General features: G+C 63.0%; 18 protein-coding genes. 5 read left to right on the top strand and 13 right to left on the bottom strand.

All coding sequences use genetic code 11. From position 1 onward, the window contains the following. Positions 1 to 6: 6 nt before the first annotated feature. The 5 genes from CPA56_RS01495 to CPA56_RS01475 form a co-directional block, all read right to left on the bottom strand. Positions 7 to 1,725 (bottom strand): TolC family protein, encoded by a 1,719-nt coding sequence (locus CPA56_RS01495; RefSeq protein WP_182040273.1) that lies wholly within the window; start codon positions 1,723 to 1,725, stop codon positions 7 to 9. Beyond that, the gene (locus CPA56_RS01490) at positions 1,725 to 3,590 is read right to left on the bottom strand and encodes an FUSC family protein (protein ID WP_182040272.1); all 1,866 of its coding nucleotides are present in this window, start codon (positions 3,588 to 3,590) and stop codon (positions 1,725 to 1,727) included. The genes CPA56_RS01495 and CPA56_RS01490 overlap by 1 nt, the downstream gene beginning before the upstream one ends. Beyond that, positions 3,583 to 4,635: a multidrug transporter subunit MdtN gene (gene mdtN / locus CPA56_RS01485; RefSeq protein WP_182040271.1), complete on the bottom strand. Its 1,053-nt coding sequence runs from the start codon at positions 4,633 to 4,635 to the stop codon at positions 3,583 to 3,585. The genes CPA56_RS01490 and mdtN overlap by 8 nt, the downstream gene beginning before the upstream one ends. Positions 4,636 to 4,650: 15 nt before the next feature. Then, entirely contained in the window at positions 4,651 to 4,947 is a 297-nt protein-coding gene (locus CPA56_RS01480; RefSeq protein ID WP_229707266.1) for a YtcA family lipoprotein, read from the bottom strand. Between the two features lie 293 nt (positions 4,948 to 5,240). Then, positions 5,241 to 6,638, bottom strand: a complete 1,398-nt coding sequence (locus CPA56_RS01475) for an MATE family efflux transporter (RefSeq protein WP_229707265.1) — start codon at positions 6,636 to 6,638, stop codon at positions 5,241 to 5,243. Between the two features lie 106 nt (positions 6,639 to 6,744). Between CPA56_RS01475 and cysS the strand changes: the two genes are divergently transcribed. Genes cysS through CPA56_RS01460 form a run of 3 tightly spaced genes read left to right on the top strand, consistent with a single transcriptional unit; the run spans position 6,745 to position 9,966 of the window. Beyond that, complete coding sequence (gene cysS / locus CPA56_RS01470) at positions 6,745 to 8,133, top strand: cysteine--tRNA ligase (RefSeq protein ID WP_182040270.1); 1,389 nt, start codon at positions 6,745 to 6,747, stop codon at positions 8,131 to 8,133. Positions 8,134 to 8,141: 8 nt separating this feature from the next. After that, positions 8,142 to 8,927, top strand: coding sequence for an RNA methyltransferase (locus tag CPA56_RS01465; RefSeq protein WP_182040269.1), 786 nt, complete (start codon positions 8,142 to 8,144; stop codon positions 8,925 to 8,927). A 55-nt stretch (positions 8,928 to 8,982) separates the two neighbouring features. Next, a complete protein-coding gene (locus CPA56_RS01460; RefSeq protein WP_182040268.1) occupies positions 8,983 to 9,966 on the top strand; it encodes an ion channel in 984 nt (327 codons plus the stop codon). A 51-nt stretch (positions 9,967 to 10,017) separates the two neighbouring features. On the opposite strand, the gene gltX is transcribed toward CPA56_RS01460, so the two are convergent. The 4 genes from gltX to CPA56_RS01440 form a co-directional block, all read right to left on the bottom strand. Further along, positions 10,018 to 11,355, bottom strand: a complete 1,338-nt coding sequence (gltX, locus tag CPA56_RS01455; protein WP_182040267.1) for a glutamate--tRNA ligase — start codon at positions 11,353 to 11,355, stop codon at positions 10,018 to 10,020. Between the two features lie 68 nt (positions 11,356 to 11,423). Next, complete coding sequence (locus CPA56_RS01450; RefSeq protein ID WP_182040571.1) at positions 11,424 to 11,906, bottom strand: hypothetical protein; 483 nt, start codon at positions 11,904 to 11,906, stop codon at positions 11,424 to 11,426. A gap of 71 nt (positions 11,907 to 11,977) precedes the next feature. Next, complete coding sequence (locus CPA56_RS01445; protein WP_182040570.1) at positions 11,978 to 13,153, bottom strand: beta/alpha barrel domain-containing protein; 1,176 nt, start codon at positions 13,151 to 13,153, stop codon at positions 11,978 to 11,980. A gap of 58 nt (positions 13,154 to 13,211) precedes the next feature. Continuing rightward, positions 13,212 to 14,588 carry a class II 3-deoxy-7-phosphoheptulonate synthase gene (locus CPA56_RS01440; RefSeq protein ID WP_182040266.1) on the bottom strand — a complete coding sequence of 459 codons (1,377 nt, stop codon included), beginning with the start codon at positions 14,586 to 14,588 and terminating at the stop codon, positions 13,212 to 13,214. A 271-nt stretch (positions 14,589 to 14,859) separates the two neighbouring features. Between CPA56_RS01440 and CPA56_RS01435 the strand changes: the two genes are divergently transcribed. Then, positions 14,860 to 15,306, top strand: a complete 447-nt coding sequence (locus CPA56_RS01435; RefSeq protein ID WP_182040265.1) for a hypothetical protein — start codon at positions 14,860 to 14,862, stop codon at positions 15,304 to 15,306. Between the two features lie 80 nt (positions 15,307 to 15,386). Here CPA56_RS01435 and CPA56_RS01430 read toward each other — a convergent pair whose 3' ends face one another. From CPA56_RS01430 to CPA56_RS01420, 3 genes are all read right to left on the bottom strand, one after another. After that, positions 15,387 to 17,462: an FUSC family protein gene (locus tag CPA56_RS01430; RefSeq protein WP_182040264.1), complete on the bottom strand. Its 2,076-nt coding sequence runs from the start codon at positions 17,460 to 17,462 to the stop codon at positions 15,387 to 15,389. Positions 17,463 to 17,491: 29 nt separating this feature from the next. Beyond that, positions 17,492 to 18,883, bottom strand: a complete 1,392-nt coding sequence (gorA, locus tag CPA56_RS01425; RefSeq protein WP_182040263.1) for a glutathione-disulfide reductase — start codon at positions 18,881 to 18,883, stop codon at positions 17,492 to 17,494. A 187-nt stretch (positions 18,884 to 19,070) separates the two neighbouring features. Next, positions 19,071 to 19,964, bottom strand: coding sequence for a ferredoxin--NADP reductase (locus CPA56_RS01420; RefSeq protein WP_043560751.1), 894 nt, complete (start codon positions 19,962 to 19,964; stop codon positions 19,071 to 19,073). A 193-nt stretch (positions 19,965 to 20,157) separates the two neighbouring features. Here CPA56_RS01420 and CPA56_RS01415 point away from each other — a divergent pair, with 193 nt between their 5' ends. Beyond that, entirely contained in the window at positions 20,158 to 22,647 is a 2,490-nt protein-coding gene (locus CPA56_RS01415) for a helicase-related protein (protein ID WP_182040262.1), read from the top strand. Positions 22,648 to 22,717: 70 nt separating this feature from the next. Here CPA56_RS01415 and CPA56_RS01410 read toward each other — a convergent pair whose 3' ends face one another. Continuing rightward, on the bottom strand, positions 22,718 to 23,824 hold the full coding sequence (locus CPA56_RS01410) for a hypothetical protein (RefSeq protein ID WP_182040261.1): 1,107 nt from the start codon (positions 23,822 to 23,824) through the stop codon (positions 22,718 to 22,720). Positions 23,825 to 23,922: the final 98 nt, after the last annotated feature.

Raw genomic sequence — 23,922 nt, 5'->3', positions numbered from 1 at the left:
CAGTCCTCAGGGAATCTGGCTGCCGGATACCGGCACGGGGGCCGACGGAACCTCCGCCAGTGATCCTTCAATGTCAGACAGGACGCTGCTGCTGCCCAGCGTACCGGCCGCATAGGCCAGAGAGGCCGCCGCACTCAGCATCCCGTAATAGCTGTCCGACACGGACAGACGGGCATTGAGCAGCGTGTTCTGAAGCTCCAGCATCCGGGTCATCGTCCCGTCACCAGAACGGTAGGCGGTCAGGGCGGCGTCAAAGCCGGTCTGGCTGGCCTTCTGGAGGCTCAGTGCCGCCTGATAGGCCGTGATGCCCGTGTGCAGCATGGCCTCCGCACTCACGATCGTCCGGACGGCATTGTTCTGCGTGTCCTGAAGGGCGGCACGGGCACTGTCTTCCCGCTCGTGCGCCTGCCGCAGACGGTTACGGCGCAGCCCACCATCATAGATCGGCACGGAAATGCCTGCCGTGATAAGACTGCCGAACGTGTGCACCCGGTCATTTATCGAGCCGATGTTGACAAGCGGCAGATTGCGGAAATGCAGGTCATCAAAATTGTACCCGACATTGCCGTTCATGAAAATCTGCGGCCTGTAGCTGGCTCTTGCTCCCTCGACCGCACTCTGGGCAGCACGCAAGCTCGTATAGGCCGCCAGCACGTCCGGCCGGCGGGCCACGGCCTCATGCACCATCTCGTCACTCAGGCGGATGTCGTCAACACGGATGTTCCGCCCGCTGTCCACCTGGACATGCAGCGGCTGGGAGGGATTTACACCCACGGCGGCCAGAAGTTCCAGCCGGTACGTTTCCACGTCGCCTTCCGTCCTGGCCAGCACAAGCTGCGCCTCGGCCACGGCCTGCTCGGCCTGGGAGGTGTCAATGACCGTGCCTTCACCATTGTGCAGGTTGGCCGCCGCCGCCCGTGCGATCGCATGGGCATTCTCCAGGGACTGGCGCACGAGCGACACGTTGTTCAGGGCTGCCGAATACCGGTAATAGGCCAGAGCCACCTTATGGATGACCTTCTGATGTTCTCCCGTGAAGAGGATGTTCTGCCCGATGCTCTTCTGGGTAGCCTCTTCCATGACGGCACGGCGTTTGCCGAAATCGAACAGCAGCCATTCCAGCCCGACCTGCTGGCGTTCCATCGTGCCATGCAGGCGGGTGTCCGTATTGGACCGTATCCCGTCGCCCCGGAAACGGTTGTGAGGCTCCAGGATGCCATAACCGCCCATCGCCGCCGCCGTCAGATGAGGCAGGTAGGCGGAACGGGCGATACCTGTCTCCGCAGCACTGGCCCGGGCCGCATCCCACGCCTGACGGGTGGACGGATTGATGGACTGTGCCATGTCGATCAGGTCGGCCAGATTGTAGGCGTGGTCCACCTGCACGGTCCCCAGCGCGGCAGGCTGCGGCAGGACATGATCCGACGAGAGCCGGTACCCGGCGGGCATCCTCAGGACACGGCCACCCTTCTGCCCGGGGGCGGCCTTCTCGTGTCCCTCGATGATGTGACCGTTCACGTCGACCGGCGCATTCCACGGCTGGTCGGGAGCGGGCGGCATGTTCTTCATGGCCGTCGTCTGGCAGCCGCTCAGGGCACTGCTGCCCAGAAGGGCCATGCAGACCAGGGCAGCCCGCCGCCATGTCCGTTCCTTCCCCGGCCCTCCAGTCCCGGACCCTCGTGCCTTCTTACGCTCCATGACCTGTTCCCGCACAAATACGTCCATCAGAGACCTCCTCCTTCATTAAGGGAAGCGGCCTCCCCTCCCTTCAAAATCTGCCCCAGACGAAGAGCCTGCTTGTTCCGGTTGGCGGCAATGTCCCCGAACAGGCTGGCCGCACTCATGGCGGCACGCCGCAGGAAGAGCATGTACTGCCTCATGCGGTGCCTGGTCGGGCGCATGTAGGACGGTTCCAGCATGACCTGCCGCAGCTGGCCCATGGCCCCGCTGGCCGTCTCCTGCACCTTCGCCGCCTGGAGCATCCTCTGGTCATGGTTCCAGTCCGTCACGTCCTGCGCCAGCAGGGCATCAAGGGCCTTGAGCTTCTGTATGGCTCCCCCCATCGCACTGTGCGGCCAGAACATGGTATGCACGACATATGTGATGGCCAGGCCGATCAGGATACCGATGATACGGTCACGGGGCACCGTCAGGTCCGTCGTTGGCGCATATTTGGCAAGATCAGCCAACGTGAAGGTCACGATGATCTGCAGCCCGAGATAGGAGATACGCTGATCCCCGGCCTTGACCCATGCCCCGATGAAAATGACCACACCCATGACCAGCATGATCTCGGCTATGTCCGTCATGTGCGGCATGAGCCATATGATCGTTCCCATGGCCATGAAACACCCTATCAGGGCCCCGACAATACGCAGCCGCTGCTTGTCCAGCACGGCCCCCATCGTCGGCAGGGACACGATGAAGCAGGTGATGATGCAGGTATGCACCCCCGGCCAGTTCAGCATCTTGTATGTGATGATGGAGAGGAAGACGGAGACGGTCCCCTTGACGGCAAAGCGGACATGCTCCGGGTCCGTGAAGGCACCGGGGAGAAAAAAGGCGGACTTCTTCTTTTTCGGGGCGGCCTCTCCGGACTGACTGGAAGGCAGCTGCACGTCCTCGGCCGTCAGGGGCTGATCCAGACTGTTCAGCAGACGCTCCATCTCCCGGGCAATATCACCTGAGCAGACCTGAGCGGTTCCCGTTTCGGCCGGACGGCCACCTGTTTCAAAACACTCCGCCGCTTCCTCCAGCCGTCTGGCCAGATACACACAATCCTCCCTGGGAATGGAGGCGTTAGGTTTCAGGCAGCGTTCAACAAACTGCAGGATGCCGAAACTGTTCAGGGCCGCCCGGCGCAGATAGGACAGGTCTTCCGGACTCCAGCGCTGTTCCGCAGTGGACGCACCGAGCATGCCGAACATGCCGCTGACCCCCTCACCCACGGTATCCATGACGGCATCCTGCCAGGCCTGGGGGATGTTGCGCCCCTCTCCCCGCCGCCCGAGACATTTTGCCGACAGACGCAGCCGTTCGATGATCTGGTCCGTGAGGACATGCTTCGGAGACGGGGACAGGCTGCTCCCCACGAAGGCCATCATGCCGGCGATGATGAGAAACACTCGCCATGCCGACAGGACAAGACGGGCGATACTGTCACCACTCTGCACGTTATCCAGTGCCACCAGCATGTAGGAAAGGATCAGCCCGCCAATGACACTGATCATCCCGAGAATGGTTGTCGTGCTGAGGAAGAAAAACACGAAACTGAGCACGAGGTTGAAGATGAGTGTCGCCAGAAAATTGTTGATCGTCGTGACAACCCCCACATAGAGGGCCCCCGTCACACCGGAAAAGAAGATGACGTACATGACGGAGATCTTCATGTTCGCCACCCTGTTCCCCTGCCACAACGCCCCCAGGGTGAGCGTGAGCAGGGTCAGCATGGGCAGCTGCCATATCTCACCTATGAGGACGAGTGCCATGCATACGATGGCGGTCCGCAAGGCAAGTGCCGTACGCCCACGGGTTGGCCTCACGGCCAACCGCCAGAGACGCATGAAGGCGTCCAGATAGGGTTTAACCATGACAGGCAGCACCATGGAGAATTTCCACGTTGGCCGTCGCCCCCAGTCTCATCAGATGTTCAGGAGCGTTCTCGATCCTGATGCGCACGGGGAAACGCTGGGCGATATGCACCCAGTCCATCTGCCGCTCGACAGACGGCACGCCACGCTCGCTTTCCCTCATGTAATCGGTCGTCACACCCCGGCCGATGCTCTCGACAACCCCGTGGATGGCGTGGCTGCGGTCGATCATGGAATACACGGTGGCGCAGTCACCCGGACGGACCGGCTTCAGGTTAATTTCCCGGATCGGGGCAATGGCATACCACTCATCCTTGGAAACCAGCGTAAACAGGTTCTGGTTGGCGGCTAGCACCTCGCCTTCCCGAACATTCAGACTCGTCACATATCCATCTATGTTCGCCGTCACACGGGTCTGACGCAGCTCATAGCGGGCATGGTCCACCGCCACGGAGGCTTCCTGCAGCATGGCCTCGGCGTGTTTGACGTCACCGACAGCCACCTGGCTGGCCTGCTGCTCGTGCTGGGCCTCTGCCAGCGCATCCACGGCAGAGTTGAACTTCGTCACGGCCTGGTCATAGGCCTGCCACGAGACATAATGCTGCTCGGCCAGAGGCTTCAGACGCACGACCGTGCGCCATGCCAGATCTTTCTCATCCTCCGCCTGGTGCCGTTTGCGCTCATTGGTTGCCGCATTGGCCATGCGGACCGCCAGGGCACGGCGGGCGTCGTTCAGGTCGGCCTGGGCCTGTGTCTCGCTGGCCTCGGCCCTGTGCAGGGCGATCTCATAGGGTTCGGGATCAATCTGGTACAGCAGGTCCCCCTTATGGACGACCTGATTCTCCCGGACGGAAAGGGTCTGAAGACGCCCGCCCACCAGAGCGGCCACATGCACGCTTTCCGTATAGATAACCGCACTGTCGCTGTTGGGATGCTGACCTGACCGGTGATCCACATACAGGACACCGAGAAGGGCAGATAGCAACGTGGCTGTTGCAATTACGCTCCCCACCGGGAAGCGGCCTTTAATCCGTTCTTTTTTCATGAAACCGCCTCTGAATTACCCGTAGAGAAGAAGCCAGCCGACCAGCCCTATCATCGTGCCCATGGAAAGGTAGGTGACCAGATGATACCGCAGCAGGCCATCAATATGCAGGATCAGAAAGAGCAGCCGCAGCAGGGCGGCAGACACCGCTCCGATGAACAGGCAGATGAGCCAGGCGGGGAAATAGGCACCGGCCAAAGGAAAGCTCGGTGCTCCGATACCGGCACACCCCTGCAGGGGCACCATGAGCAGGGCAAGGCCCCACCATGATAGTCCATAAGACCGGAGAGAAACGACCCTAGGCAACTTCATGCACGCTCCTGTTTCCAGCTACTGGGAAGATAAAAACCATGCGGAGCACGCCCCCGGACCTGCGGGGAACCTCTGCCATCGCAAAGCATCTGACTGACCAGATCACATATGTTTTTTAATGCGTTGGGGTTCCTGACCATACGAGACCACGTTTCCTTTTTCAAACGAATACAAGACCGGTCCGCCTGCTCACCCAGCACACGGTTCACTGCCGGGACGGGTCATCCTGACCGGCTCCCGGCGAAACTCCGAACTACCTATCCCCCCACACGCATCCACCGCAAGTGGCCTTTTCAGGGCCATGCCGTCTTCTTCCGGTAAAGCAGGACATAAAGCCGGATGCCGAGGGCAAGGGCCGTTATGCCAAGCCCGGCCGCAAGGCCGATCCAGAGGCCCTGGACCCCCTGCCCGCACCGGAAGGCCAGCCAGTAGCCCAGGCCGATCCCCACGAAACCATAGCTCACGATGCTGATCATCATGGGCACGAACGTGTCGCCACAGCCCCGCAGGGCACCGTTGCAGACGGCCTGGACCCCGTCCACGATCTGGAAAATCCCGGCAATCCTCAGCAGCAGGACGGTCGTACCGAACGTGGCGGCATCCGGCGGTGAACCCGTGTAATAGAGATGCGCCACCCGCTCCGGCACCAGAAGCAGCACCAGCCCGGTCAGAATCGTCCAGGCAAGCACCAGCAGCAGGGCACCACTGGCAGCCCGGCAGGCCTCCGCCGTCTTTCTGGCTCCCCGCCAGTAGGCCACCCGCACGTTCGCCGCCTGACCGATCGCCAGACAGACCATGAAAAACAGGGAGACCGTGTTCAGCGCGACCTGATGGGCGGCAAGGCTGCGTGTTCCCAGCCGCCCCGCATTGAGCGTGGTGATCTGGAACAGCAGAAGCTCTGACGCCGCCGTGACCATCATCGGCAGGCCCAGCATCAGAAGCTCCCGGATGAGCGGCCACCGCACCCTCACGGGTTTCAGCAGACTTCTTAGGCCCGGCCGCCAGAGACAGAGCAGCAGCAGGACGAGGCTCATGGCCCAGCCCGTCAGCATCGTGGCATGGGCGGACCCGAACAGCCCGTAGGCCGGGAGACCGAACCAGCCATGAATCAGGGCCGCATTGAGCACCCCGTTGCACAGGGCCATGGCCGGCATCGTCCACAGCAGCAGGGACTCCGCCCCCAGGGATGGCAGGGCCACACGGCACAGCCCGAGCAGGACCAGATTGGGCCACAGGGCATAGAGCAGCACGTTGATGAACTGCCCGCCCTGCCGGATCACCGTGTCAGGCTCCCCCATCAGACCGAATATCCGGCCGGAGCAGAGCAGCAGGAGCAGGCACGGGATGAAGGCCAGCAGGCCAAGCACGACACCCGCACTGATGATGCTGCGCCTGTCATGCCCACCCTCATGGCCATGCTCCACACCCCCACGGGAATGCGAGAGCAGCACGCCGACTCCACCCAGCACGGCTTGAAAGGAGATCATGGTCGTGAAGAAGAAATTGTTGGAAAGGCCCCCGATGGCGACGGCATCCACGCCGAGGCTGCCCAGCAGGACGGTATCCGTCACGGCCATGGCCATCTCCGAGAGCTGGGACAGCGCAAGCGGCAGCCCGACCCGGATCAGGGTACGGACATGGACGGACATCTCCACGACGGGAGCGGCATGTGTCTTTCTTGATGTGGACATGGGCCTGTCTCTATCGCATATAACGCAGAGCGCAAGTGACAAAGAGTGAATTCATCGTTGCAAATTCACTGTTGCACCGGACGCAGCTCTGTCGCATTGAACGGGCATGAGCACGCAGCAGAGCAACACAGACACGTCCTCCGCCCGGCCCGGCCTGAGGCTTCACAACAGCCACCAGCGCAGAGCCGTCCCGTTCATCCCTGATGATGCCGCCAATGTCCGCCTCTATTTCTGCGGGCCGACTGTGTATGACCGGGTGCATCTCGGCAACCTGCGCTCCATGCTGAGTGCGGACGTGCTCGTCCGGCTGCTCCGTGCGCTTTACCCGCAGGTCACCTATGTCCGCAACATCACGGACATTGACGACAAGATCATCCAGCGGGCGCAGGAAAATGGCGAGGAGATCGCCCATCTGACGGAACGGACCACGAAGGATTTCCACGCCGACCTGGCCGCCCTGAACGTCCTGCCCCCCACCGTGGAACCCAGGGCCACGCAGCACATCCCCGCCATGCTGGAGATGATCGGCCGCCTCATCAGGCAGGGCCATGCCTATGAGGCGGAAGGGCATGTCCTCTTCGACGTCACGTCATTCCCCGGCTATGGTGCGCTGTCAGGCCGCTCGCTGGAGGACATGATGGCCGGTGCCCGGGTGGACGTGGCCGACTACAAGCGCAACCCCGGCGATTTCGTCCTCTGGAAACCCTCGAGCGACGACGAACCGGGCTGGGACAGCCCTCATGGCCGTGGCCGCCCCGGCTGGCACATTGAATGCTCCGCCATGGCGGAACGCTATCTCGGGGAGAGTTTCGACATTCACGGCGGCGGAAACGACCTGCTCTTCCCCCATCACGAGAATGAGCGGGCGCAGTCCCTCTGCTGCTACCCGCATGGCCATTTCGCCCGGCACTGGGTCCATACCGGGATGCTGCTTTCCGGCGGGGAGAAAATGTCCAAGTCCCTGGGCAACTTCCACACCATCCATGAGGTGCTGGAACGTGCCCCGGCCGAAGCCCTGCGGCTGCTCTTCCTTGGCTCGCATTACCGCTCCACTCTGGACTTCACATGGGAGAAGCTGGACGAGGCCCGCCGCATCATGGACCGCTTCTACAGGGCACTGGAAAAGACGCCACCGGCCAGCACGGGCAGCATTCCTGCCGACATTCTGGAGGCCCTGTGCGACGACCTCAACACGCCGCTGGCCCTCAGCATCCTGCACCGTGAGGCCGACGCCGCACTGGAAGGCCAGCAGGAGGCGGCGGGCCGTCTTCTGTCCGGTGGACAGCTCCTTGGCCTGTTCACCATGAGTCCGGCAGAATGGTTCCAGGGAGGGACGGACCTTGATCCTTCCGCCATCGAGGCCCTGATTGAAAAACGTCTGGCCGCCCGCAAGGCCCGTGATTTCGCACTGGCCGACCAGATACGCGACGGTCTGGCAGAACAGGGCATCCTTCTGGAAGATGGACCAGCTGGCACAACCTGGCGGAAAGGATGAGACATTCCATGACAGGCCGTAATGGCGGGGCTGACCTGGCCCCGCCCGCTCCTTTTGACCCCGTCGTCATCCTTGTCCGCCCGCAGCTGGCTGAAAACATCGGGACCACCGCACGGGCCATGGCCAATGGCGGGCTGTTCCATCTCCGCCTCGTGGCCCCCCGTGACGGCTGGCCGCAGCCCCGGGCCTGGTATGCCTCCTCCGGGGCCGATCGCATCCTTGAGGAAGCCACGGTCTTCGAGACGGTCGATGACGCCATCGCCGACCTTCACCGTGTCTTTGCCACCTGCCCCCGCCCCCGCCATGTCATCAAGCCGGTCATGACGGCCCGTGGAGCGGCGGCAGAACTGCGGGCCACCAGCAGTCGGAAGCTGAAAAGCGGCATCCTCTTCGGCCCCGAACGGGCGGGACTGGACAATGAGGACATGGCCCGGGCGGACACACTCATCCGCTATCCGCTCAATCCCCGTTTCATGTCGCTGAACCTGGCCCAGGCGGTGCTGGTCATGGCCTATGAATGGTATCTGACCGAAGATACCGTGCCGGAACAGTATCTCATGACCAACGAGACGCATGTGGCGACCAAGGGCGAGGTGGAAAATTTCATGACCCACCTGCTGCAGGACCTCGATGAGTGCGGCTTTCTCCACCACGAACAGAAACGCCCGGGCATGATCCGCAACCTGCGCCATCTTTTCGCCCGTGGAGAGGTGACGGAGCAGGAACTGCGGACGCTGCATGGTGTCGTGAGCGAACTCTCACGGGCCAGGAAAATACGCCACACGAAGGGATGAGTGCCCGCCCTGGGCAGCATCCCTTTCCTTCTCTCCCCTCCGTTACTGGCCCGTCATGCATCTACAGCTTCCCGAATCCCTACTGAACCGTGTCCGGCACCAGCAGTCCGAGATACGGAAGACCAGCGTCCTGTCACAGGACAACACCATCAACATCATCACCCGGAAAAGGGCGCAGGTCCGTTTTCTGGCGGACCTGTACCATACCTGCCTCACCATGGGGTGGGGGGCGTTCTTCGCCTCGGTGACGTGCTTCTACCTGTTCCTGAACATACTGTTCAGCATCGCCTATTTTCTGGTCCCCCACGGGCTGAGCAACGTCAAGGCCGGTGAGTTCTGGGGCGATTTCTTCTTCAGTGCCCAGACGCTTTCCACGGTCGGCTACGGATACATCTACCCGCAGAGCCATCTGGCCAATGCCATCGCCTCCCTGGAGATGCTGACCAGCGTGATCTTCACCGCCATCATCACCGGCATCGTGTTCGCCCGCTTTGCCCGCCCCCATGCGCAGGTCCTCTTCAGCAACGTGGCCACGCTCTTTCAGGATGGTGACCATCTGCGGCTGAACTTCCGGGTGGGCAACCTGCGCCGCACCCCGCTCATGAATGCCAGCATCGAGGCCATCCTCGCCCGCACGAAAAAGGACATCAATGGCAACAGCTCCCTCCAGCTGGACATCCTGCCCCTGTCCTTCAACCATGTGCCGGTGTTTCCGGTCAGCCTGTCCTTTGCGCACCATATTCTGGAAACAAGCCCGCTCCACGGCATGGACACGGCCACCCTGGAAGAGCAGCAGGCCACCATCTTCCTCGTCCTGACGGCGACGGACCCCGTCTCGGCGCAGGACGTCTTCGCCCAGCACACCTACAGGGCACGGGACCTGCTTTTCGGGGCACGGTTCGTCAGCCTGCTGAAACCGTCAAGCCAGGGCGTGCTGGAAGTCGATTTCAGCCTGTTTCATACAACATCGACCGACCCTCTCCCCGCCAGGGATGAGGAACCGGTTGAGGTCAAGGACGACACCGCCCCCCGGGCCTGAGCGGCTTTCCCCGACGGAGCCGTCAGATGGACCGCTCCGTCAGGGTCTCCCTCACTGCTGCACGGCATCCTTCAGACGGTGCAGGACCCGCTCCCGCCCCATGAGCGGCAGAAGGGCTGCCAGTTCCGGCCCGGAATCCTCGCCTGTCAGGGCCAGACGCAGGGGCAGGAAGAGCGTCTTCCCCTTGCGGCCGGTTTCACCCTTCAGCATGTCGGTCCAACGCTTCCAGACCGTTCCGTCCCACGGTCCTTCCGGCAGGAGGCGGGCTGCCTCCTGAAGAAACTCCGCCTCTTCAGGCTGGGACGGAGCCACGATGTCCCCCTTCACGACGGACCACCAGTGGGCGATCTCCACGGCCAGATCAATATTGCCCCGGATGGCCAGCCAGAAGGCCTCATCGGCCCCTTCCGGCAGGTGGGGCCGTATCTCTTCGTAGGACATGCCATGCAGGACACGGCGGTTCAGCCCCAGAAGCTGCGGAACATCGAACCGGGCCGCTGACCGGGACACATGGCCGATGTCATAGCCCCGCACGATCTCATCCATGCTGGAGGCAGCCTGCGGGTCATCCGAACTGCCCAGACGGGCCAGATAGGCCACAAGGGCACGGGGTTCGATCCCGTCATTACGCAATGTGGAAAGGGCCAGCCCGCCCAGACGCTTGGACAGCTTGCCACCATCCTGCCCCAGCAGCAGCGGCAGATGCCCGAAGGTGAAACGTCCCTCCTTCGCCCCAAGGGCCTCGGCAAGGTCAAGCTGCACGCCCGTGTTGGTCACATGGTCCTCACCCCGCAGGATGTGGGTGATGCCCATGTCCAGATCATCAATCACCGAGGCCAGCGTGTAAAGGATGCTGCCATCCGCCCGCACCAGAACAGGGTCGGAAACGGCGGTCAGCTTCACATGGCAGTCCCCCATCACGAGGTCGGTCCAGCGGCGGGTGGCCCCGCTCAGCTTGAAACGCCAGTACGGCACCTTGCCGTTGGCCTCTGCCCGGGCACGCTGCTCGGCCGTCATTTTCAGCATGCCACGGTCATAGAGCGGCGGCTTGCCGGCCCGCAGACGCTGCTCCCGCTTGTATTTCAGCTCCAGCTCACTCTCGAAACAGGGATAGAGCCGCCCCGTTTCCTTGAGATGCCCGATCACCTCCTCATACCGGGCGAGACGCTCCGACTGGCGGGCATACTCGTCCCAGTCCAGCCCCAGCCATGTCAGGTCCCGGCGGATGGCTTCCTCATAGGCACTGTTGCCACGCTGCGTATCCGTATCATCCATCCGCAGCAGGAACCGGCCGCCATGCCGACGGGCGAACAGCCAGTTCGCCACGGCAAGACGGGCATTGCCAACATGAAGATGCCCTGTTGGTGAAGGGGCAAAACGTACTTTCATACCGTACTCTGTTCTCATTTTCTCATCAGAAGCCTGTCCGGCCAGCCATGGGACCGGTCTCCGCCCCCTTACTGCTGCCCGTCCTGACGACGGCGGATGACCTCCGCCACGAAGGCCTCATCATCGTCATCCAGACCGTCCTCATCAGGCGGTCCGGCCAGCTCCTCATCACTCACGAGGCGGCGGGGGTCCAATGCCCGCCAGTCACGTTCCATCGGCGTGGCCGGGCTGGAGACAAAATCATCCAGTTCCGTGCTGGACTTCCAGCCGTCTTCCCCGGCATCCACGACCTCGGCATTCTCACCAAACGCAAACCAGCTCTGCAACACGTCCCGGTCCGCCGCACCGGGAACACGGCACCGCTCGATGCTGTCCCGCACATAGGCCCGGGCAAAGGCGTTGGCATGGGCGAGGTCGAGAAAGCCCTTCACCTCTTCCACCACGTCATCGTCACCCTCACTGGCCCCGGACTGGTCCAGAATACGGACGACCCAGCCCGTCTCATCCTGCTTCACGGCCGCTCCGGCTTCCGCCCGTACGGCCTCCTCCATGTCCTGTCCGCTTCCCTCGCCCCGAATGCCATTGATGAAAGCCTGCCTGGCCTCCCTGTCCTCATCATCCATCAGCTGGTCCTTTCCTGAAGCTTCTGAAGAAGAAATTCCCGCCCGATCTTCACCCGTGGCTCGCCATCATAGGACACGATGTCGGCCGTGGCATAGGTTTCCGACCAGCGGTCCGGCAGGAAGGACCCCGTGCCCACGATGTCGATCGGGGCGGAGGCATCATGCATGGCCGTACATTTGGCAATGCCGAAACCGGATGAGACGACGATCTTCACCTTCGGGAAGCCCGCCTCGTCGAGGGCTTCCCGCATCCGCCAGATGGCGGCGGCCGAGACGCCCGTTCCCACCAGATAGCGCAGCTCCTTTTCCGACCGGTAGCGGCGGATGGTGCCCGGCGTGTTCCGCTCCAGCACCTCATAGGAACGCTGCGGGTCCAGCCCTTCCATGAAACGCCCCCCATGCGTGTCCAGCCGCACGCTGAGTTCCCCTGCGGCGGCCCGCTCCGGGAAGCGGCGGCAGACTTCCAGCATGTCCGTCACCTCCTGCCCGAAATAGTCCACCAGCACGGTGAGCGGTTCATCAGGGAAACGTTCCACATACATTTCCGCCGCCCGCAACGTGGACCCTGCATAGCCGATGAAGGCATGAGGCATGGTCCCCAGCCCACGCTCCTGCCCGAAAAAACGGGCCGTGGCATGATTGGCGTTGCCGATGAAGCCCACGGCCCCTTCCGCCTGTGCCGCCCGTGACCCCACGGCAGCGGCATAGGCCATCAGCTCCTGCATCTCGCCACCGGCACAGTGGCGGGCATCCATGGCCAGAAATGGAACCTCCGGCAGGGCGAGGGCCATCTGGTAGGCATTGTGCGCCGCCACGCAGGCGGCCCCCGTCTTCTGGAGCAGCAGCGTCTCCAGCGGAGCCAGACTGACCAGCGAGCCTGTCAGATAGAAGAGTGGGTCCCCCGCCCCGACCCATGTTCCTTCAGGATGCACCTCCGTGATCTCGACGGAGAAGCCCTGATGACGGGCCACGTTCTGCACCCATTGCAGGGCCAGCCCGTAGGCCGCCACCACCGGACGCCGGACGAACACGGCATAGGTGACCCGACAGTCGCCAAACTGGCTGACGATGTCCCGCATCCGCAGGAAGTAGGCGTCCGTGCGCCCCTCGATCTGCTCCCTGTCCAGTGCCTCCCTCGGAGTGCATGCCTGCCCGATGACGTCATTCCAGCTCATCATTTTGTCTCCTCTGGCGGTACCGGACCACGCCACTATGGTTTTATGCGGGCGTCCCTCAGCGTTTCTCAAAAATGCGCTTCAGCCTGTCCGAAAGCTGGAAGGCGATCTCAAGGGACTGCTCGGCATTGAGCCGCGGGTCACAGAAGGTGGTGTAGCGGGTCGGCAGGTCGGCATCCGTCAGGCAGCGGGGGCCACCCGTGCATTCCGTGACGTCACTGCCCGTCATCTCCAGATGGATGCCCCCCGGGATCACACCGGCCTGCCCGAACACGTCGAGGAAGCCCATGATCTCGTCCAGAACATGCTCGAAGGCCCGGGTCTTATATTTGTTGGACGAGGTGGTGGTGTTGCCGTGCATGGGGTCACAGATCCACGTCACCGTCCGGCCCGTCCTGCGCACGGCCTCCAGCAACGGAGGCAGAAGCTCCCGCACCTTGCCGTGGCCCATGCGGGAAATGAGGGTGATGCGGCCTGCCTCATCCTGCGGATTCAGGATTTCCAGAAGTTTCTGGAGGTCCTCAATGGTCGTGGTCGGCCCGACCTTAATGCCGATGGGATTCGCCACGCCACGCAGGAACTCCACATGCGCTCCTTCCGGCTGACGGGTACGGTCACCGATCCACAGGAAATGCGCTGACAGGCCATAATGCTGACCGGTGGACTCATCAACACGGGTCAGGGCCTGCTCATAAGGCAGGAGCAGTGCCTCGTGGGAGGTGTAGAACTCCACCTCATCATATTGCGGGGCGTTGTCCTCCAGGCCACAGGCCTTCATGAAGGCCAGCGTTTCCTCCACCTGGGAGGCCAGCTCCTCATAACGCTCACCCTGCGGGGAATTGCGGACATAATCCAGATTCCAGCGATGGACCTCGTGCAGGTTGGCAAACCCACCCCGTGAATAGGCCCGCAGCAGGTTCAGCACGCCTGCGGCCTGAAAATACCCCATCTCCATGCGGGCAGGATCGGGCCTGCGGGCCTCGGCCGTGAATTCCGGACTATTGACGTTGTCACCACGGTAGCAGGGCAGCTCCACCCCGTCCCGCTTCTCGACATCGGAGGAGCGGGGCTTGGCATACTGCCCGGCCATGCGCCCAATCTTCACGACCGGCACCTTGGCGGAGAAGGTCAGGATGGCAGCCATCTGAAGAAGCACCCGGAACGTGTCCCGAATGATGTCCCCGGTGAACTCCCCGAAGCTCTCGGCGCAGGGGCCACCCTGAAGCACGAAGGCCTCGCCACGGGAGGCGGCCGCCAGACGCTCCTTCAGGCGGCGGGCCTCCCCACCAAAGACCAGCGGCGGATAGCGATGCAGGCGTTCTTCCACGGCGGCCAGGGCTGCACCATCCTCATAGCTCGGAGCCTGACGGATCGGGTGCCTGCGCCAGCTGGCCGGTGACCATGAGGCTGTATTGTGCCCGTCTGACTGCTGCATCTTGTTCTCCTGCGACAATGGAAGCGGCCCGTGGGACCGCCCACGTTGGGGTATCCATGAAACCGGTCCCCAGTTCTATGACTGAAATACCACCTGAATGGTAGGGCGGCCCGCAAATTATTCAACCTGTCCCGTTCCGGCCATGCCTGCATGGCAGGGCCGTCACCCCGGCGGCGGCATCTTTCCCACGGAAAAAACTTGAACATCTCGTCCCGTAAAAGGGTATATGGGGAATGGAAGCACCCCTAATCTACGCAGGAACATATCACACATGGCTTCGCGCTTTTCTTCACGTCTCAAGCGTCTGACAGCACTCACGGCGGCTCTGGGCCTTGTGGCCTCCGTTCCGACCATTGCACCCCATGCGGCAGCCCAGACCGTCCATTTCAGCACCCCCTATCAGGACACCCCCGACAGCACCACCACGAAGCAGTCTGGCCAGCAGGCGCAGAAGAGCGTCACCAGGGGTGGGGAGCACTTCCGTGCCAAGGGGCACCGTCCCCCGCCGCCGGGCTATCAGGACGTCCCCTCCACAGAGTTCGAGAATGGTCCGGACCCTGACCATGAGGCCCATCTCCGTTCCAACCGGGATGCCGTCACCGGCAGCAACCTTGGCAAGTTCGGCAGCTCCTATCAGGACACCAACCCCATCCAGAGCGGCCAGGTGGGCGACGCCACCGGCAATGGCTGGGTGGCCCCCCGTGGCAACGGCTTCTGAACCAGCCCGCCAGCCATCCTTCATGCCGGAAGCCCCGCCTCCCCCAGGGAAGCGGGGCTTTTTTCATGCCTGCCCTGCCGTCATGACAGGAAGGCACGATGTTCGTTCAGGAAGAAATCCCGGCTGGCCTGATACTCGAAATGGATAATCCTGAGCGACCCCATGCCCGCCGCCAGATCACGACGCCGGGACAGGTTCCGGCTCTCATGGAAGGCCCCCTCCAGACGGGACTGCTCCTGCATGAACTGCTGCGGTGTCAGCGGATCATCCTCCCGACCCAGCTCCGTCAGATGAATGATGTCCCTGACCATATGCTCTCCCGTCACCAGGGCACGGGCTGGCAGACGGCCCAGCATGACGAGGTCTTTCACGGTCAGCAGATTGCGCCCGACCGTCATGACGGACAGCGTGCCCCGAATCATGCTGTCAATTTCATCCTGCGGAATCTTCCCTGCAAAGCGGATGACCTGCTCCATCCGCAGGGTCGTCTCGTTAGTCCAGAGACGCTGTGTCTGGGCACGGCCTTTCAGCGGTTCTTTCAGACGCTGGATTTCCTCCACCAGCTGCCGCCGCAGCTGCGCCCACGCCTGCGTGACAGAAAAAGGCAGAACCGTGCGGAAAACCTGAATCCCGCTCAACAGTGCCAGGAGCAGCACGAGGGACTGGTTGAACCATGTCACCTCGTCCACCCGACCCTGATTGTCCAGCCCCAGTATCCATGGAAAGAAATTGACATAGGACGCCGCAATCCCTGAAAGGGCCGGCATACGCAGGGCCAGGCCACCCAGAAACATCAGCAGGGAAAAAGGCAGGGCAAAGACGGCATAGTCCGAACTCAGGGGCATGATCAGGAAAACCGGAATGATGCTGGCCAGCACCGAGCAGACGGCCCCGTAGAAGAAATATTTGCTGATCAGGATCATGTTGTTCATGATGGCGAAACGGGCACAGACCACGCTGAGCAGGCTCATATAGGCCCCGCCATAGGACCATGCCGTCACCTCCCACACGAAAGCCCCGATCAGGATGGCCACCGCCGCCCGGATGCCGTTGATGGCCGCCAGCCGTCCATCCGCCCTGCGCCTGATGCGGTGCCGCTCGGGGGCCGGTATTTTGCGCAGGCCCGCATAATGTGATTCCACGGCGGAACGGAAATCAATGAGCATGATTTCCACGCCCACACCCACGATGCTCTGCTGGAGGGCATCGTCATCATCACGGGGCAGACAACGTTCCAGCTCGTCATGATTTTCCTGAAGCATCGTCTCGAGCTGCCCCAGCCCGGACCCGACATGGGCCATATCCTGCTTCAGCAGGGCGGCGATGTCGTCCAGCTCCCCCGCCACACGTTCCAGCCCAATGGCCAGACGCTCCGGAACATGCGGAGCGGAGGCCAGACGGGAGCGGACCCCCACGCCACGGGCCAGAACGAAGGATATCCGCTCCAGCGTCACATAGGCCCGGTCCGCCTCCTCACCGGCATGACGGGAATCGATGCGGACAAACTCGAGCTGGTCATTGAACCCCTGCAGTGACCCGAGGAGGCGGGTCATCTCGGCCACGCCCCGCTCGTCCCGCCGCAGGATCAAGGCCAGGGCTGCGGCGGTCTGGCTGAGCAGGGACGCCATGTGCTTCTGGAGGCCGGTGCGGGCGGCCCGGTCCGCCCCCGGCACGGCCACCATCCCCGCCACCATCTCACAGACGACCCCCAGCAGGATGTAGGACCCACGGGACATGGCGATATAGAACACCTGATCCGGCTGCTCCGCCGCCCCGACGGCGATGATGGCCCCGGTATAGGCCGCCAGCACCATGGCGTAGCCCCGGAAATTCTCCAGCAGGCAGGCCATGCCCGTACACCAGCCGACCCAGCAGGCCAGCAGGGAGAAAAATATCCAGGGATACTGGGGAGCGACCGCTATCAGGCCGACACCACCCACCATGCCCAGCACCGTGCCGGCGATACGCCACCGCCCCTTGGAGAGGCTCATCCCGCGGGAATTCTGGGCCACGATCCAGACCGTCATGGCCGCCCACTGGGGAGACCCCATTTCCATCCAGAAGGCGATGGCCAGGGCCACGAGCGAGGCGATGGTCGTCCGCAGGGAAAAGAGGACGGCACTCAGAGTGTTCGGCTGAAGTTTTAGCCCGCTCATGGCCCGTCCTCCGCTCCCCTCCCGCTATGTCAGCGGCGGTCCACCGTGCGGGTCGGTGTACGCATGGTGACGAACTCCTCCGCCGTGCTGGGATGCAGGGCCACCGTCTGGTCCAGCTGCTTCTTGGTCAGCCTGGCCGTCACGGCGATGGCCAGCATCTGGATGATCTCCGGAGCATCCGGCCCGACCATGTGGGCACCCAGCACCACATCACTGTGACGGTCCACCACCAGCTTCATCAGTATCTTCCCTTCCCGTTTGGGCAGCGTCTGCCGCATGGGGGTGAAGCGGGACGTATAGATGGCAAGGTCGTGCGTCTCTGCCGCCTCTTCCTCGCTCAGCCCCACGACACCCACGGGAGATGAGAAGAAGACGGCCTTCGGCAGGGTCTCGAAGGACCATGTCCGCCCCTGCGGGTTGAAAAGCTGCTCGGCCAGCATGTGGCCTTCCGCAATGGCGGTGGGGGTCAGGTTGTACTGGTCCCTGACATCCCCGATGGCGTAGATGGAGGGCACGTTGGTCCTGCCATCCACCCCGGCCACGACATGCCCCTTCTCCATCGCCACGCCTGCGGCATCCAACCCTAGGGAATCCACGGCAGCCCGACGGCCCGTGGCCATGATGACCGCATCGACCTCGTAGGAAGCCCCATCATCCATCACCAGACGGACGGCCCTGCCACCGTCAACATCTTCCAGACGGACCGGCGAGGTTTCCGGATGCTGGGTGATGCCGTACAGGTCGATCAGCTCCCTAAGATGCGTACGGACTTCCTCATCAAATCCACGCAGAGGCAGGGGCTGGCGGTAGAACAGGTCCACCTGCGACCCCATGCCTGCCAGAATCCCGGCAAATTCCACACCAATATAGCCACCGCCAATGATGGCGACCCTCTGGGGCCGCTCGGGCAGATGGAACAGCTCATCCGAGGTGATGGCCAGCTCGGCTCCCGGAATGTCCAGCCGCACGGGGGTGGAGCCGGGTGCCAGAACGATCTTCCTGGCCCGGATGCGCTGGACCGGGGCCTCCGGTGCCAGAACGGACGGCCCGATCTCCAGCGTATTGGCATCCAGCAGACGGGCATCACCCGTATGGAGGTCGATCCCGGCCTTCTCCAGCATGGAGACATAGATGCCGTTCAGCCGCTCGATTTCCCGGTCCTTGGCGGCAAGGAAGCCGTACCAGTCAAAAGAGGACGGACGCTGCACATCCCAGCCGAACGCCGGAGCATCCTCGATCATCCGGCCCGTCTCGGCCGCATAGACCATCAGCTTCTTGGGGACACAGCCCAGATTGACACAGGTGCCGCCCCAGTGCCGCCGCTCGGCGATGCCCACACGGGCACCGTTCTGGGCCGCAATACGGGCACAGCGCACCCCGCCCGAACCGGCCCCAATCACGAAGAGATCATATTCCTGCATGGCATTCCTCCTGTCCGCCCGTCCCACCCTGCGGAGAGGGCAGACCCTGATCCTTGTTCCATCTGATAGCAGAACGGGCAGGCCCGGAAGGCTTCACGGCTGCGTGAGGGGTATGCCCTCCTCCACGTCATCCGTCCGCCTCCCCGAACCTGCCCGCCTCCGGGTCTTCTGATGTTACGGCCCGGCCTTACCGCTCGGCAAAGGCCTTCTCGACCACATAGGAACCCTGACGGCTCATGTTGCCTTCCTCGAAGCCACGTTCCTCAAGCAGCTTCTGGGTGTCGGCCAGCATCTCCGGGGACCCGCAGATCATCACGCGGTCATGCTCGGGGTCCAGCTCGTCAATGTTCAGGTCACGGAAGATGCGCCCGTTATTGATGAGGGCCGTGATGCGCTCCTGCACGGGGAAGTCCTCACGGGTGACGGCCGGATAATATTTCAGCTTGGCGGCCACATCCTCACCGAGGAACTCATGTTTGGGCAGGATGTTCGTGATGTAGTCCCGGTAAGCCAGCTCGCCACGCTCACGCACCGTATGGGTGAGGATCACGTTCTCGTAGCGGTCATAGGCGTCCGGGTCCTTGATGAGGCTCAGGAACGGCGCAAGACCTGTCCCGGTGGAGAGGAAATACAGGTTGCGGCCCGGCTTCAGGTTGTCCAGCAGCAGGGTCCCCACCGGCTTGCGGCCGATCAGCACCGTGTCACCCACCTTGACGTGACGCAGGCGGGAAGTCAGCGGGCCATTCTCCACGGCAATGGAGAGGAACTCCATCTGGTCCTCATAGTTGGCGGAGGCCAGGGAATAGGCACGCAGCAGCGGCTTGCCCTCCACCTCGATGCCGATCATCGCAAACTGGCCGTTGGAGAAACGCAGGCCGGGGTCACGAGTCGTGGTGAAGCTGAAGAGGCGGTTCGTCCAGTGATGGACCTGCTGGACCTTGGCCGGATAGAGATGACCATATTCCTTGGTCGGTTCGGCAAGGCGATACTGGCCCTCGTGCCCTTCAAAGGGAACCAGGCCGGTCAGCGGCTCGTCAATCACGGGTGTGGGGGCGGATTCAGCGGGGTAAGGCGTGCTCATGATCCGTCTTCATCTCCAGAAATGCACAAATCACATTTGTTCGGTCAACAGGGCACGGCACCACCCGGAGACCGGGGGCACCGACCGGCATGCCCGACAACATGCCTTTCTTTTACCTGATTGTCACCAGAAACGGGACGCCTTCACCCCTTTTCTCTTGACTTCCCGGCCCCTCGCTCCTGAAAACACCTGCATGACAGACAGTTCCCAGCAGCCTCACGATCCTTCCACCCCCGCCTCTCCTGCCGAGCGTGCCCTCGAACAGGCAGAGGCCGCTTTCGGTGCCCACCTCGCCATCACCCCACGGGAACGGGCCGCCCTCCTGCGGCAGGTCGCCCGCCGCCTGGGGGCGGAAAAGACGGAGATCAACGAGGCCGAGCTGCTCCATGCGCTCTGCCAGGTCCGCCGCCGCAGCTGGGCCAACGGCATGATGAACCGTGCCCACCGCAGCGGGGATGTCTGGGTCCGCAAGGCCGACGTCCTTCTGGCAGCCGAACGCATCAGCGATCCGCTGATCGACGAGGACGGCCAGAATGCCGTGCTGGAAAGCGTGCTGGAAGAACGCTGGCGGGACATGGCGGACACCCCCCTGCGGGTGCTGGACGACATGCGGGCCGATCTTGCCGATGCCGGCACCTTCCTCTCCGGCACGCAGATTGAACGGCTCTCCCACAGCATCGCCCGGGCCTTCGGCGGCGTGGACCTTGGCTTCGAGGATGAGATGATCCTCGAGGAAGAACGCCGGGCACGGGAGCAGGAAGACATCCGGGCCAGGGCCGAAGCCCGCCGGGCACGGGAACTCCAGAAGATCAGGGACTGGGAGGCCACCCTTGTCGGCTTCGAGAAGGTTCCGGCCCTGCTGCACTGCTCCCGCCGGGAGGCCCTGCGCTGGATCGCCGAAAACCGCATCCCCGTCGCCAAGCGGGACATGCAGCCGGACGGGCTGGAGATTTTCCATTTCGACCCGGCGGAACTGAAGAAATGCCGCCCCCTGCTCAACAGCTGGCGGCGTGGTGCGGGCCAGAAGGAGGGTGACGGCTATGATGACAGCCCGCAGGCCCGCAAGGGCAATGCGGCCATCGCCCGTGTCGCCGCACTGGACCGCTTCGCCGCCCATTTCCGCACCGCACGTGCGCTGAAACGCCGCATCACGCTGGTGACCGGCCCGACCAATTCCGGCAAATCCCACACGGCACTGGAGGCCTTGGCCCAGGCGGAGAGCGGTCTGGCCCTCGCCCCCCTGCGGCTGCTGGCCCATGAGTTCCGGGAAGCCATGCTCAGCCGGGGTGTTCCGGCCTCGCTGACGACCGGGGAAGAGCGCATCATCGACCCCACGGCCCGCCATCTGGCCGCCACGGTGGAGATGTGCCCCTTCAGCAACCCTGTTGACGTGGCCATCATTGATGAAGCCCAGATGCTCAGCGACCCGGACCGGGGAGCCGCATGGACGGCTGCCATCATGGGCGTTCCGGCACGGCATGTCTTCATCCTTGGGGCGGCGGACTGCATCCCGCTCGTCAAGCGCATTGCCGAACTCTGCAACGACCCGGTGGATGAGATCCATCTGGAGCGCAAGAGTCCCCTCCGCCCCGCCGGGACGCTGGCCCTGACGGACCTGCGGGCCGGTGATGCCCTCATCGCCTTTTCCCGCCGGGACGTGCTGGACCTCCGGGCCGAGCTGATGGCCCATAACCGCCGGGTCGCCGTCATCTATGGTGCCCTAAGCCCGGAAGTCCGCCGTGCCGAGGCCGCCCGTTTCAACCGGGGTGACGCCGACATCCTCATCGCCACGGATGCCATCGGCATGGGCCTCAACCTCTCCATCCGCCGGGTGGTGTTCAGCACGCTGCGCAAATATGACGGACGGCAGACACGCAACCTTGTCTCGCAGGAAGTCAAACAGATCGGTGGGCGAGCGGGCCGTTTCGGCAAGCATGAGGAAGGACTGGTCTGCGTGCTGGAAGGGGCAGGCCGCCCCAGCTTCATCCGCCAGATGCTGGACGCTCCGCCAGAACCCACCTTGGAACTCCGCCCCCTCGTCCAGCCCGATGCGGACATCGTGCAGGCCGTGGCGCAGGAGATGAAATCAGACAGTCTTTACGGCGTGCTGACCCGCATCAAGCGGGCCGTCCTCCGCCCGGATGACCCCAATTACCGTCTGGCCGACATGGAGCAGGCCCTGGAAATTGCCGCTGCACTGGAAGGCGTGGACGGGCTGGACCTCTCCACCCGCTGGACCTACGCCATGTGCCCGATCAACACACGGGACAACGGCATCCCCCGCCTTGTGGAATGGGCCGCCCTCCATGCCCGTGGGCAGCGCATCTTTCCCCCCGGCACGGGCCGTCTCCCCGCCGCCGCCACGGCCGGACGGGAAGAGCTGGAACGGGCCGAGAAACGCCATCGCCGCCTTGTCACATGGCGGTGGCTGGCCATGCGCTTCCCGGAGAACTATCCGGAACTCATCGTCGCCGAACGCAACGCCGCCATCCTTGATGAATGGATCGAGCAGGTTCTCCGCACCCAGAGCCGGATGCGTGAATCCTCTCGCCGCCATCAGGGCCGCCGGACTGGCCCACCTCCCGGGCGGCAGGACAGCCATGACCGGCCCAGGGGACCACGAGGCAAGGCTGGTGGAGGTTTCGGAAAGAAGAAACCACACGGACGGCGCAGGAAGGACTGAACCGCCACAAAAAACGGGCGTCCCCACCAGTCAGGGGACGCCCGTTTTTCTTCAGGTCAGCCTGTCAGCCTCAGCGGCTGGGAATGGTGACCATGGCTCCCTTGGCAGAAGCTGTCTCCGCAATGGCATGAATGAACTGGAGCATGGAGAACGCCAGCTTGCTGGCCAGATCATCCTTGGCGATCCAGTACCATGACCCTTCATACTCGACGGACGTGTAAGCCTGCTCGTTGCTGGGTTTCTCCGGACTGCAATGAATGATGATGGCCGGCTGCGGTTCGTTCGGACCACGGACGACGGACGGAGCCGTGATCCCCTTGTCCACCATCTTTTTCGGCACTTCCATCGTGCTCGCAACGTCTTCCCAGATCGACAGCATGGAACGTGTCACCATCGCCACCTGGCCCGGATGGTCCGCCGTGCGGCCATAGATGACCTCAGCCTGCTCGCAGCCCGGCGGAAGCTGGAGAGCCTGCCGCACCTGCCCCTGAAGGTCGATGATCTCCTGTGCGTTGCTGTGCGGCAGCAGGATGAAGGTCCGTTCCGGCTGGGCAGGCTGCGTCTTGGTCGCCGGCGTCGGGGCAATGCTGCGGATGCTCAGCGCATTGCCTGCCTGGAGCTTACGCAGCGCACGCAGCAGATAGGTGAAACGGATGGAGGCCTCCTTGCCTTCCGTCCCAGCAATCGTGCTGGTCGTGTTGCTGGCCGGGCCGATGGACTGCATCGTCATCTGCAATAGCGTATCGACCGGCAGACCGCTGGAAATCAGCGGCAGCAGTGTCTGCGGTGAGATGGGCCGCAGGATGTTGACGGAGAACTGCATCCCGGAAACCGGCTGATACGTCACCGTAGGGCTGTCACTGTAAGAATAGCCCAGCGAGCCACCCAGCGTACCCCCGGCCCCCTGAATCCAGGGCGTACCGCTGATGTTCGCACTGGAACTCGTCTCCGCCGTATAGGCCGAAATGATCTGTGTCGGTTCGATCAGCGTGGGGGACAGGGAATAGCGGAGCTGCACGATGTTGAAGAGCATCTCCTGATTCTGCTGCCGGCTCATTTCCTTTTCATAATCCAGCCGGTCACGCCGCATGTTGTGCGGCCCGATGGATGATGAACAGGCGGACAGGGTCAGCGTGCCGACGGCAAACAGACACCCAAGGGAGCGTAACAATGTCATGGTGTATCCCGAAAAACGGCGCACGCAGGAATCCTCGAACTCCCGCGTGCAGATGAGTTTCCGGAAGCTATCATATACATCCGGTTACTGACCAGAAG

The sequence above is a fragment of the Bombella mellum genome, assembly GCF_014048465.1.
GTDB classification, from domain to species: Bacteria; Pseudomonadota; Alphaproteobacteria; order Acetobacterales; family Acetobacteraceae; genus Bombella; species Bombella mellum.
Note: the sequence above shows the minus strand (reverse complement) of the source record. Positions and strands in the feature narration are given on the sequence as shown.

Excerpts from the sequence above, each read along its gene's own strand:
- CPA56_RS01475 (WP_229707265.1), bottom strand. The coding sequence starts at position 6,638 with ATGTCCACATCAAGAAAGACACATGCCGCTCCCGTCGTGGAGATGTCC.
- mdtN (WP_182040271.1), bottom strand. The coding sequence starts at position 4,635 with ATGAAAAAAGAACGGATTAAAGGCCGCTTCCCGGTGGGGAGCGTAATT.
- CPA56_RS01410 (WP_182040261.1), bottom strand. The coding sequence starts at position 23,824 with ATGACATTGTTACGCTCCCTTGGGTGTCTGTTTGCCGTCGGCACGCTG.
- CPA56_RS01445 (WP_182040570.1), bottom strand. The coding sequence starts at position 13,153 with ATGAGCTGGAATGACGTCATCGGGCAGGCATGCACTCCGAGGGAGGCA.
- CPA56_RS01495 (WP_182040273.1), bottom strand. The coding sequence starts at position 1,725 with ATGGACGTATTTGTGCGGGAACAGGTCATGGAGCGTAAGAAGGCACGA.
- gorA (WP_182040263.1), bottom strand. The coding sequence starts at position 18,883 with ATGCAGGAATATGATCTCTTCGTGATTGGGGCCGGTTCGGGCGGGGTG.
- CPA56_RS01490 (WP_182040272.1), bottom strand. The coding sequence starts at position 3,590 with ATGGTTAAACCCTATCTGGACGCCTTCATGCGTCTCTGGCGGTTGGCC.
- CPA56_RS01430 (WP_182040264.1), bottom strand. The coding sequence starts at position 17,462 with ATGAGCGGGCTAAAACTTCAGCCGAACACTCTGAGTGCCGTCCTCTTT.
- CPA56_RS01415 (WP_182040262.1), top strand. The coding sequence starts at position 20,158 with ATGACAGACAGTTCCCAGCAGCCTCACGATCCTTCCACCCCCGCCTCT.
- gltX (WP_182040267.1), bottom strand. The coding sequence starts at position 11,355 with ATGAAAGTACGTTTTGCCCCTTCACCAACAGGGCATCTTCATGTTGGC.
- CPA56_RS01465 (WP_182040269.1), top strand. The coding sequence starts at position 8,142 with ATGACAGGCCGTAATGGCGGGGCTGACCTGGCCCCGCCCGCTCCTTTT.
- CPA56_RS01480 (WP_229707266.1), bottom strand. The coding sequence starts at position 4,947 with ATGAAGTTGCCTAGGGTCGTTTCTCTCCGGTCTTATGGACTATCATGG.
- CPA56_RS01460 (WP_182040268.1), top strand. The coding sequence starts at position 8,983 with ATGCATCTACAGCTTCCCGAATCCCTACTGAACCGTGTCCGGCACCAG.
- CPA56_RS01420 (WP_043560751.1), bottom strand. The coding sequence starts at position 19,964 with ATGAGCACGCCTTACCCCGCTGAATCCGCCCCCACACCCGTGATTGAC.
- cysS (WP_182040270.1), top strand. The coding sequence starts at position 6,745 with ATGAGCACGCAGCAGAGCAACACAGACACGTCCTCCGCCCGGCCCGGC.
- CPA56_RS01435 (WP_182040265.1), top strand. The coding sequence starts at position 14,860 with ATGGCTTCGCGCTTTTCTTCACGTCTCAAGCGTCTGACAGCACTCACG.
- CPA56_RS01440 (WP_182040266.1), bottom strand. The coding sequence starts at position 14,588 with ATGCAGCAGTCAGACGGGCACAATACAGCCTCATGGTCACCGGCCAGC.
- CPA56_RS01450 (WP_182040571.1), bottom strand. The coding sequence starts at position 11,906 with ATGGAGGAGGCCGTACGGGCGGAAGCCGGAGCGGCCGTGAAGCAGGAT.